At 49.7% G+C, this 11,454-nt stretch carries 10 protein-coding genes; 7 read left to right on the top strand and 3 right to left on the bottom strand.

The annotated features are described in order from the left end of the window. The 7 genes from BM100_RS21265 to BM100_RS21235 form a co-directional block, all read left to right on the top strand. Positions 1–1,594: type VI secretion system baseplate subunit TssF (locus BM100_RS21265; RefSeq protein ID WP_092514585.1), on the top strand; the 1,594-nt coding region annotated here is incomplete at its 5' end. 36 nt (positions 1,595–1,630) lie between these two features. Further along, positions 1,631–3,472, top strand: coding sequence for a type VI secretion system tip protein TssI/VgrG (gene tssI, locus BM100_RS21260; RefSeq protein ID WP_244590748.1), 1,842 nt, complete (start codon positions 1,631–1,633; stop codon positions 3,470–3,472). Between the two features lie 11 nt (positions 3,473–3,483). After that, positions 3,484–4,710 (top strand): DUF2169 family type VI secretion system accessory protein, encoded by a 1,227-nt coding sequence (locus BM100_RS21255; protein WP_092514583.1) that lies wholly within the window; start codon positions 3,484–3,486, stop codon positions 4,708–4,710. After that, positions 4,685–5,059 (top strand): DUF4150 domain-containing protein, encoded by a 375-nt coding sequence (locus BM100_RS21250; RefSeq protein ID WP_244590747.1) that lies wholly within the window; start codon positions 4,685–4,687, stop codon positions 5,057–5,059. The genes BM100_RS21255 and BM100_RS21250 overlap by 26 nt, the downstream gene beginning before the upstream one ends. 10 nt (positions 5,060–5,069) lie before the next feature. After that, positions 5,070–6,437, top strand: a complete 1,368-nt coding sequence (locus BM100_RS21245; protein ID WP_092514579.1) for a polymorphic toxin type 15 domain-containing protein — start codon at positions 5,070–5,072, stop codon at positions 6,435–6,437. 3 nt (positions 6,438–6,440) lie between these two features. After that, entirely contained in the window at positions 6,441–7,076 is a 636-nt protein-coding gene (locus BM100_RS21240) for a GAD-like domain-containing protein (RefSeq protein WP_092514577.1), read from the top strand. A gap of 82 nt (positions 7,077–7,158) precedes the next feature. Next, positions 7,159–7,794, top strand: a complete 636-nt coding sequence (locus tag BM100_RS21235; protein ID WP_092514575.1) for a GAD-like domain-containing protein — start codon at positions 7,159–7,161, stop codon at positions 7,792–7,794. 99 nt (positions 7,795–7,893) lie between these two features. Here BM100_RS21235 and BM100_RS21230 read toward each other — a convergent pair whose 3' ends face one another. The 3 genes from BM100_RS21230 to BM100_RS21220 are packed head-to-tail and all read right to left on the bottom strand — an operon-like array spanning position 7,894 to position 11,395. Beyond that, positions 7,894–10,650, bottom strand: coding sequence for a conjugative transfer ATPase (locus tag BM100_RS21230; RefSeq protein WP_092514573.1), 2,757 nt, complete (start codon positions 10,648–10,650; stop codon positions 7,894–7,896). Further along, positions 10,650–11,051, bottom strand: coding sequence for a TIGR03751 family conjugal transfer lipoprotein (locus BM100_RS21225; RefSeq protein WP_092514571.1), 402 nt, complete (start codon positions 11,049–11,051; stop codon positions 10,650–10,652). The genes BM100_RS21230 and BM100_RS21225 overlap by 1 nt, the downstream gene beginning before the upstream one ends. Beyond that, complete coding sequence (locus BM100_RS21220; protein WP_092514569.1) at positions 11,039–11,395, bottom strand: hypothetical protein; 357 nt, start codon at positions 11,393–11,395, stop codon at positions 11,039–11,041. The genes BM100_RS21225 and BM100_RS21220 overlap by 13 nt, the downstream gene beginning before the upstream one ends. Positions 11,396–11,454 lie beyond the last annotated feature (59 nt).

Genomic DNA, 11,454 nt, shown 5'->3' with positions numbered 1-11,454 from the left:
CTTACGGGATAAAATTGAGGATGATTGCCCCGAAATCTCCCACGGCATCCTGTCCCGTATCTGGCCGACTGCCCTGAGTCCCATTCCGCCCACCATCATCATGCAGTTTCATCCCATTGATGGCGAACATCAGGGCACTGTTGACATTCCGGCCAGCACGCCAATTTCTGCGGAAATCAACGGCCAGTTGCTCACGTTTAAAACCTGTCGCCCCTTGCATATCGAACCCCTTATTGTACGGAGCAAGGTCGTCAAAAAAACCGGCACTCACAGCGAAATCGTGCTGACGCTTTGCCAGACCGGCATTTCCTCTCCCGTCTGGCAAAGCGGTGCGCTGTCTTTTTTCCTCTGTGAGGATAATGCGCGGGCTGCTCAATTAAGCCTGTGGCTGGACGAACATATCTGTGAGATGAGCCTCAGAGCACAAGGCGAGCAGCGCAAACTGAGCTGTTTCCCGTATGGCTGGCATAACTTGTTTGACAATCCCATTCTGCCGAGGGAAAAGCACACTTACGCGGGCCTGCAACTGTTGATGGAATATTATGCGCTGCCCCATTTATATAACTTTATGACGGTGGATATCCGCGACAGTTGCCGTGAAGTCCCGCTTAATGTCGACGGCAGTTTTGAGCTGGTTTTCCGTTTTGAAGGCGAATTACCACTGGATGATGTCAGCGATGCTTTTATGCTGGGTTGTGTTCCGGCTATTCATCTGGAATCCCTGACCAGCCAACCCCTGCCGCTGGAGGAAAGCAATCATCGCTATCCTTTGTCCTTGGGTGAATCCGTGCAATTGTTCCGGCTGGGTGAAATTCAAGTGGTGCAGCAACCCGATGAAACCCAGCAACGGGGTTCTCCCTACCGCTATCTGCCTATCGACCAATTTACGCCATCAGCTCCTTGGTTGGCAGAAAACGGGGAGCCGGAGACATTTTATTACCTGTACCACAGTGAACGAGATTTACTGGGCAGGCTCACGCATCAATTGCATTTTTTTGACCTGACCGGTAAACCGGCGGCAAACTTGCCTGCCCTGAGCGTTGCCAGTGATTTTTGGGGCTATCACACACAGGCCACCACTTTAAACCCCGGTGAAATTACCATCACACAGGAAGGTTCACCGGCTCATCTCAATGTACACAATATTCTGCCTGTCTTCGACGATTACCCATCCCTTTTGCAGAGTAATTCGGGCTGGCCGTTGCTTTCCTGCCTCTCCAGTCCACCGGTGTTGTTATTTGCCACCGACAGCCTGAAACAGTTTCTTCGTCTGTTTGACCCTTACACCGAACTCAATCGTCCACTGAGCCGCCATATCCGCCGACATATCGACGGTATTGTCCGGGTGGAAGAGCACCTGACTGACCGGATGAAACGCGGCCGCCCAGTGCGCGGGCACTGGGTAGGGCTGACACTCAACCCGGACTGTTACGCCAACGCGGGAGACATGTACCGCTTCTGTCGGTTAGTCCATGGAGCCATGGCGTGTTTTATCAGCCAGTCCACCTTCGTCAAATTGGATGTGTTTGCCCCGGACACGCGCGGCACGTTGTGGGCTTTCCGAGAGGTTTACGGCGCGCGCCGGGAGATGTAAGCCATTGACTCATCACAACAAGGAGTACAACAAAATATGATGAAAAATCTCATTGATATGCTGCCTGCCGCCAAAAGTGGCTTACGATTTACGTTTCAGGTTGCGGGGTTTCCCGACAATACATTCAGCGTGGGGGAGTTTTCCCTGCAGGAAGGGTTATCGGAACTGTTTACCCTGAACCTGACGCTGGTCAAAACCCATTCCCTGAATCCATTCAAACCATTAGACGAAGTAGATTTGGCCGCCTTGCTAATGCAGGAAGCAGTGTTACAAATCTTTCATGGGCCACTGATGCAGCGCAAAATCACCGGCATCGTCTCCCATGCTGACTGGATTGGTACAGACGGCAATAAAACTCTGTACAGCCTGACCGTGCGTCCGGCACTCTGGCGCCTGACACTCAATCAGGAAAGCCGGATATTCCATCAACAAAATGTGCCTGCCATCCTGACGGATTTGATGAAAAAACATCACGTGCGGGCGGATTCAAAGCTCTATGATCCCCATCAGGACCGGGAATACGTCACCCAGAAACGCGAATCTGACTATGGGTTTTTCAGTCGGTTGGCGGCGGAAGAAGGTATCAGTTTCTGGTTTGAAGATGAAACCGCCTTTTTCAGTGACAGCCACCTAGGAATGACCGCCGGACTGCCGCTGACCTACAGTCCACAGCCAGAAACTGCCCATGGGATGGATACGATTTATCAGGTGCGACTGGGGGTCGGAATGAGTCCGCAACGTAGCCTCCACAAAGACTCTAACTACGATAACCCGCGCTATCATCTCTCCCATATGCAAAGCAGCGAAGGTTTCCGCGATTTTGGCACCCAAACCCCATATACCGTATTTGAAAGTTACGGGCGTTTTCAGAAAGATGCCGCCGCCAAACCGTTTCTCAAATATCGCCATGAAGCACTGGATAACCAGAAAAAGACCGGCAGTGGCAGCAGTAACTGCATCAAACTGATGCCGGGCAAAATCTTCGAAATCAAAAGTCACCCACACACCCCGCTCAATGCCCGCTGGCAAATTGTCGGTATCAGCCATCACGGCCGCTGCCCGGAGGCTATGGGGGATAGTGGTGGCGAGGGCACCACGCTTTCCAACCAGTTCAGCTTTATTGACGGCCTTGCCGACTGGCGCCCGCCTTTCCACTACAAACCGCTGGCGGATGGCGATGAAACCGCCACGGTGGTTGGCCCGGAAGGGGAAGAAATCTTCGTCAATAAAGATGGGGCCATCAAAGTCCATTTCCACTGGAACCGCTATGACAAGGCGGATGACGGCGCGTCCTGCTGGGTTCGCGTGGCACAAGGCTGGAACGGCAACGGCTTTGGTTTTATGGCCATCCCGCGCATCGGGCAGGAAGTGATTATCTCTTACCTCAACGGCGATATTGACCGCCCCATCGTCACCGGTTGTGTCTACAACGGCCTGAACCGCCCGCCGCTGGATTTGCCTTCGCAGAAAACCCGCACCACGTTCAAGACCAAAACCCACAAAGGCAAAGGCTTTAACGAACTGCGGTTTGAAGATGCAAAAGGCAGTGAAGAGGTATTTATCCATGCCCAGAAGGATATGAACACCAAAGTACTCAATGACCGTGATACTCATGTGCTGGCAAACCATTCTGAAACCGTCGAAAAAAACCAGACCATTGAAGTCCATGAACATCAAGAGGAGACCATTGGCCTGACGGATACACTTGACGTCGGTGAATCCTTATCCATTACCGCAGGTACAGTCATTGAACTGCGCTGTGGCAGCAGTGTCCTGCGCATGGACAAACTGGGTAATGTCACCATTCAGGGGAATAACTTCCTGTTCCAGGCCAGTGATGCCATTCAAATCAGTGCACAGGACATTGACCTGAACTAAGGAGTTTGAAGATGGAATTTAAAAATCTGACCCCCTTTTCGGTTATGCACTACAAGATGCTCGATACCGAAGACGAGGAATATCACGTTGTGGCGATGAAAATCGTCTATCAGCTCCAGCCTATCGGCGACGGCCCCTATTATCAGGCCGTATTAATCGAGCCGTTTGGTGAACTGGCATTGCAGGATGAATTCAGTGGCGAACTCAACCAGTCCTCCGTCCTACAGGAAAGTGACCTGGCACCGTTAAAGCCGAAATGTGATGTCATTGTCAACGGCGTGGCCTATGCGCAGGGCGGCATTCCCGCCGAAAGAGTCCCCATCCGATTACTCGTCACCACAGCAGACCGGCAGCCCCTTATCGACAAAACGTTACTGGTCTGGGGAGAACGCGAGTTTCAACGCACGTCAGAGGACGAATGGCAACTGACATCACCGCAAAAATTCACGGAATTGCCGATAGACTACCAATACGCCTTTGGAGGGCAATGCAGAATCTATGATGACGATGAGACAGCCGCTGCCGTAGCTGCTGAATTCAGGTTGTCCGTTGAGCAACGGGAACAGCATCCGGAAAAAGACGTGCCTCCGATAGCGCATGCCACTTTCGAATACAATCCAATTGGTACAGGCTTTGTCTCCCCCTGGTATGCGAGAGCGAAAGCCCTTTCCCGCTACCCTGCACCACGTATTGAATACCCGAATGCGCCTATCACCGGAAAGAATTTCTCCTACAGCTCCGAGCCGCCGACGCCTGTCACAGACCCCAGCTGTCAGCCTGCCGGTTTTGGCATCATTGGCCGCCCCTGGTTACCCCGCCGAACAAAAGCGGGCACCTATGATGAGACCTGGCTGGAAGAGCGTCATCCGTATTTACCTGACGATTTTGACTTTGGTTACTGGAATAACGCGCCGGAAGACCAGCAAATCGACCATCCGGATAATAATATCCGTATCAGCCTGTTCCACTTAACCCGTGAAGGCATATTGCGCGTGCAGCTACCGGGACACCGCCCCTTTATGCTGCTGAGAATGATGAATGGCGAAATGATACCTGACCTGATGTATCTGGATACCTTAATTATCGACAGCGAAGCGCTCACCCTTTCCATGACCTACCGCTATCACGCCGAAATTGACGAGTCTATCAGATTGATGGAGGCGCGGTTTGAGATGAAGCCGGATGCCCCTCTGGTCAGGATCGATTTAGGCGATGGCAAGGAGCTGCATTATGGCTGATAACTACTTCGCCCGAACAGCAACACAATGGATGGTCGTCAGCATTGTACCGGATGTGTGCAAAACACCGATGGGTGCCTCAACGCCACCCATTCCCTATCCGGTCGTGGCCAAACTGGCAGACAGCTCTGTACCGGTCAAATCTGTGCGAGCAAACGGCAAACCCATGGTGGTTTTCGCACAAAGCTTTGTGCCCCAGACACTGGGCGACCAACCCGGCGTTGCCAATGGCATCAAAAGCGGCACCGTGGGAGGCAAGTGCCATCCTAAAGAGCACTCAAAAAGTGTCCGAGCAGGCAACAGGCTTCTGCTGCGACACGGTGACAAATTCTGGATGAACGGCGCATAAGGATACGGCTATGGCCAAGAAACCACAAAAAACAAAAAAAACACCGCCTACGGTGAGTGATCAGCCTTTGCTGGAGAAAAAGGCGCGCAGTGATTCCCCAACAGGGGAAGGCAACACAATAGGTGAAATTGTCGGACAACCGCCTCAGGTCACTAAAGCGCCCGGTGAAGCAAGTCCAATCCTCAAATCCGGCACACAGACCGAAAAAAGTTTGTCTGCTCAGGCCTATGACAGCGCGAAAAAATTGGCTGTTGAGGGCGGCAAAAGTGCTGCCGAAATGGGTAAAGGTGCGGCAAAAGATACCTGGAATTTTGGGGTTGATATTGCAGAGCTTGCGTATCCAGCAGCCCAACGGGAGGCGGCTCGCGATATGGAAGACGCGGCAAGATGGTATGAACTCTTCGGCAATAAAGAACATGCAAAGGTGTTATCGGAAGCGGCTGAAGAGGCCAGAGAAAGAGCAGACACCGGTAATCTTGATGAACTCAGGGTCACATTAGATAATCCAGAGCAGGAACTCGGTGCAACACTGGGCGATTTGAACCCGAAAGGAATAGTTAAGGGAATGGTTAAAGGCATCGCTAAGGGCGGATCAAAAGTGATGTCAATGTTCTCCGGCAAGGGAGAAGCACGGAAGAACTCCCGAGCCAAGCGAAGACAGGAAAGAGCAGAAAAAAGAGATGAAAAAACACCCCAAAAGAACCCAGAAGAGCTTAAAAAGGAGCTAAAAGAGAATCAACAAAATAAAGGAGGCAAAGTCAAAGGCGTTAAGAAAGCAAAACCCTCTTGCTTTAATCCCTATAATGGGAAGCACTATAAATCATTAAAAACAGACAAAGAAAGAAAAGCCTATGTACAAGAATACGAAGCTCAGCTTCGCAGACAGCAGGATGCAATTAATGAAATGACACCTGCTGAGTTTAAATCAGCTAGAAAGGCCTTTAAAAAAACAAAGGAAACTAACACAAAAGGCATTGGTCGACATCAAGATGCAGGTAAAGCACAAGAGAAATTTAGAGAAGAATTTGAAGAAGTTTTATCTGATCGTATATTTAAGAATGAAATAGATAAAAAAACTTCACTAGCAAAAGCAGAAGAAATAGCTGAAACCAAATCAAAAGAAATAATGGATAAGTTGGCCGCACTCCATGAACCAGATATGTCAGCAGGTGGGCAACATCATCCTAAACCAAAAAGAATGGGAAGCACTAACGTTAATAGTGCTATTGGTAAAAGCTGGTCTTATCGTATAGCAACATTAGATAAAGCAGCGCAAGAGGCGATTGACAGTGGTTTGGCTGACGCTAAGATGAATGTCCAGTTAGAAGTGTGTCGAAAAAATGAAAAAAAATCATCAAGACGTAAGAAGAGGAAATAGTTAATGCGTGATGAGTATTTTGAATATTTTATAAAAAAAATAGGAGAAGCAACTCAGCCTCGACCTGTACCAGACGAATCTATAGAAAAATGGCTAGGAAAATTACCTGGGCAGCTATTGTATTACTGGAAAACTGAAGGCTGGAACAGTTATCAAGATGGGTTATTCAGTATAGTCAACCCTGATGATTATGAAGATATTGTTGATATGTGGTTGGAAGATACACCTTTTGAGTCTATGGACTCCTATCATGTTATTGCCAGAAGCGGTTTTGGTAAACTTTACCTTTGTGGACAAGAGACAGGGAAAAATCTATCAATTTCCTGTTATTCTAATACCATTATTCATGATAAAAAGGAGTTTTATAAAAAAGATAAACGAGCTTTTGACCTTGATATTTTTACTTTTTTTGCAAATAAATCGATAAAATACCTTGATCTTAAAGGAGATGAAACACAAGGTATATTTACTCGCGCTGTAAAAAAATATGGTCCCTTAGAGGAAAATGAAATATTTGGTTTTGAGCCAGCTATCGTTTTAGGTGGTGATATCAAATTTGAAAATGTAAGAAAATTAAATATGCATATTCATTTTGATATTCTACGCCAATTTTCTGAACCTGATATATATGAAATTTAGCTATTTAAGCATAAATAATAAAATCCCTTATTCAAATGACTGCATAGGCAGTCATTTGAAGCACCTCATAAAGGAATAAATAATGCGTGATGATGACTTCGGCCATTTTATTGAAGAATTCGGAGAAGCTACTCGACACGTAGTAGTGCCTAACACAGCTATAGAAAAATGGAAAAGCCACCTACCTAATCGACTATTGCATTATTGGAAAACAGAAGGCTGGAACAGTTATCAAAATGGATTGTTTAGCATCGTAAATCCGGATGATTATGAAAGCATTGTTGATATGTGGCTGGAAGATACGCCGTTTGAATCAGCGGATACTTATCATGCCATTGGCAGAAGTGGTTTTGGTGATCTTTGCCTTTGCGGTGAGAAAACTGGAACAAATTTAATAATCTCATGTGCCTTCAACACTATTTATTATAATAAAGGGAATTATTATGAAAAAAGCAAAGAACAAGCTGATCTTGATATTTCCACATTCTTTGCAAGTAGGCATATTGATTCTTTTGACATTGAAGATGATGACGATGTATGGATTTTTTCTAAAGCAGTAGAAAAATATGGCTCGCTAAATGAAAATGAAGTATTTGGTTTTGAACCAGCTATATTCTTAGGAGGAGATGTTGAACTGGATAGTATTAGAAAAATGGATGTATATATTCATCTTGATATCTTGGGCCAATTTTCAAAACCATTAATACAAGAAGCTTGAGAAACAGTAAGTTATGTAGATGGCGTTCAGTTTTTTTCGTTCATAATGTGCCTGCTTTGTTGTTTAAATGAACATATCAAAAGCAGGCAAATACACAATTTAAATTACAGTCTCTTCAAAACCTCGCGCTATATCCATCTTCCTGGCAATCAGAACAGCGGCTTCCAGTTCACTGCACTGATATTCCCGCATCAACGTCCTCCGCTCCGCTTTTTCTTCTTTTTCCGTCATGCCCAGTGCCAGATAGAGGCTCGGCGGCACCACCCGAAACAACGCCTCGATTTTCTTTGCCAGCACCACGCCTTCAGTATAACAACGGGGTAACTTACTGGCGGAAAGCAGCACCGCTTTCTGCTCTTCGGTCAGCTTTTTAAACCGGGCGATTTGTTCCACCTCATCCGGCGGCATGGTGAGACACAACCACCATTCAGCCATATTCAGCATCTTTTCAGCGGTATCCGGATAGTCCGCCAAGTTTTGCGTGGCGAGCCACAGCCAGGCACCGAGTTTACGCCACATTTTCACCACTTTGGTCATATACGGTGATAACAATGGATTTGTGGTGGTGATATGCCCTTCATCAATCACCAGTTGCAGCTCGCGATCCTGATATTGATCCCGTTCGGCCAGATTATTGACTTTATTAATCAGCGACACCATTGCCAGCGCCATCTGAGCCGAGTAATTTTCCCGCGCCAGTGTGCCCAAATCAATCAGGGTGACATCCACCTCCGGCCATGGCGTGCCGGGACGGTTAAACAGTTCATCTTCAAATCCCTGGGTAAACATCGACATGGCGCTGGCCATTTCATATGCCCGTGCCCGTTGCTGGTCAGTCATTAACGGCTGGCCGTGTTCATCCTGCTGATGATTGCGGGCGGTAGCATACAGTGCGTTCTGTAAATCTGATGCCACCATCTGGCGTGATTCGTCAAAGCTGGTCTGGGCGGCCTGCATAATGGCTTCACGGATAAGCCCCCGATCAGAGCGGGTCAGGCGCTCTTCTTCTCTTTTCTCACCGCCAGTAATCATTAGTCGGGCGGCAATTTCCATCTCGCCCAGAATATCGCGCTGTTCATCCCCCTCCTCTTCCGGTTGCTCATCCGTATCAGGAATATCGGCTTCATGAATGCGCAATTGCCTGGGGCTGAGTTGCAGCAACTGATGCGCATCGGCAAACAGCGCCAGACTGACCCCACAGCCCGGTTTGATGCCAATTTTATTGACCGTCAGCCCCAGACTTTCGTAGTAATCGGCCAGCAGACCAAAACTGTTGCCCGCCTCCACGATAAACAGACGCGGCCGATGTATGGCCATCAGCTGGATGAGTGAGGCGCATAGCGTAGCGGATTTTCCGGCACCGGTCGGGCCAAACAACAGTAAATGGGCATTCTGGGTGCGATCCTGCTTGTTCATCGGATCGAAGGTCAGCGGTGCTCCGCCCCGGTTAAAGAAACTGAACCCCGGATGCCCGGTGCCAGTCGAGCGCCCCGTGACCGGCAGTAATCCGGCCAGATGCTGTACCCAGGTCAAACGGCTGTACCAGTGTTTTTTGTCCTTTTGCGGATTAAAGCACATCGGCAGTGCCCGTAAATAGGCATTTAACGGAGAGACACTGAATTCCGGTCGGACAGGCTGTAATCCCGCCGTCAACAGAGTGGAAGAGAGCTGGTACACCCGATGATCCAGATCAGAAACATCCTTGCCGCGCACCAGAAAAGTGAGCGCACTGCGGTACAGCTTATGCCGTCGCCCCAATAATTCTTTGACTTCCTGCACATCCTGCCGGACGCGCAGTGATTCGGTGTTTTCCCCCACGGCATTTTTCGCCAGCCGGGTAAAATCCTCTTCCAGCCGGTCCTGTGCCTGCGCCACGATCGTCAGCGACACCACGGTGCCTTCCGGCATCATATCCATCAGGGTGTTGATATTGTCACCCCGTTTCACTTCCCCGGTCAGTGTGCCCGGCTCCGGCGGACGCCGCAAACGTTCGACCGGCACCGCTTTATGCGGCAGGCCATCAAACCACCAGATCCCCGCGTCAGGATCAGACACCGGCGGGGTAAACCACAGGCTTTCGGCAAAATCCGTGCTGAGAGGGAGATCCGGTTGGGTGGGCGTTTCATAACTGACCGCCCGATAAAAATCGGTTTTGGTCATCCCCCAGTCCGGAGCCGGATTAAAATGACGTAGCAACCAGTTGTGGATCTGCCCGCCATTCTGGCGGCGGGCTATCACACCGGCGGCGGCCAGTGACGAGACCAGCCGTTCACACACCTGACTCAGGGCCACCACTGAAGATAAAGTGAGATGAGGCTTCTGCGATTTGTGCGCAGGCAGCCAACGGTAAACCACCATCCGGGTCTGACGCTGTTGCCCCCGCCAAGGCTGCCCGGTGATCAGACTGTCCTGAAATATGCCGTCAGGCCGGGCAATACTGTGCAGATGACGTGCCGATTCCGCCAGAAAAGCGTCAGTAAAAGCGGTATCCTGCGCCCACGGCTTCACATAGCGCCGCAGGGTATTGAGATACGCAGCGGGATCATCGTCATCCTGACAAAAAAACTGCACCACCCACGGCGAAATATCGTCCTCTTCCAGGCTGTCTTGCACCGCATCTTCCAGCTGGTCGCGAATTTCAATCAGACGCTCAGCGGGGCGGCCTTCAGTCGAGATAGGCTCAATGCGATAGACTGCACCGACAGAAATCCCGTCATCCAGCAACAGACACTGCTCTTTTTCCAGATATTCCACCCAGGGCAGATAATCAATAATCGAAGGATTGGCCTGATAAACGGCGTTTTCATCGGCTTCACGCAGCTTGCCGGGGCGATTCAGCGCTTTTGGGGTTCCCATTACCATGCCTCCGTGCGTTCACCCGGCAGGGCATATTGTATTTGCTGATAAAACGGGAATACGGTGCTGTAGCCCGGTATCGGCGTATTACCGGCGACCAGATGCGGATAGACATACATCACCATATCGGGATTGGGTAAACGGGGAAATTGCTGGCTGATTTCCTGCGCGGCTGAGCGGCTGTAGTGATAAGGTTCTTCTAATGCTCTGCGCCGCTCAGCGGAAGTTAACGCCCGGCGCAGGGTTTGCCTTGCCGATGCTGCCCCCTGAGCTGCTTTGTTCCCCTGCCACATTGCCAGTACAGTTTGTTCGCCGGCAGGCAGTAAAGCATCTTTCGACGTCGAACAGCCGGCCAACAATCCTGCCAGACACACGATCCAGCCACAGTTTATTTTTCGCATATGCCCGTCTCCGTCATACCCAGGAAGTCAAAGGTGGCAAACTCCGGATGGACTGCCAGCTCTGATAAGGTAAAAGGCAAAGGCTCCCACGGCTCAGGCTCTTTCTCAGCCTGACCGTCAATCACTGCCTGCCACTGGTTTTCTGTCAGACGGAAAACCCTAAAATCGCCATCGCCCAGTTCCCGGCTTTCCTGACCGGCACCGAGATATAACCGACTCGCTTTTTTACGCACAGACCGCCAATAAAGCTGAACGAGCGCGGGTTCAGAACCCGGTGCCATGGTGATTTGCAGGCAATAAGGCTGGCTGGCACAAAACAGCCATTGAGAAGAAGTGGTTTCCATTAATCTAAGGCTTCCTGATGATATTGGGCAGGTTCGCTCACGCCATAGCGCACTTTACG

Origin of the sequence: Xenorhabdus mauleonii (assembly GCF_900113945.1) — a bacterium.
Lineage (GTDB): Bacteria > Pseudomonadota > Gammaproteobacteria > Enterobacterales > Enterobacteriaceae > Xenorhabdus > Xenorhabdus mauleonii.
Note: the sequence above shows the minus strand (reverse complement) of the source record. Positions and strands in the feature narration are given on the sequence as shown.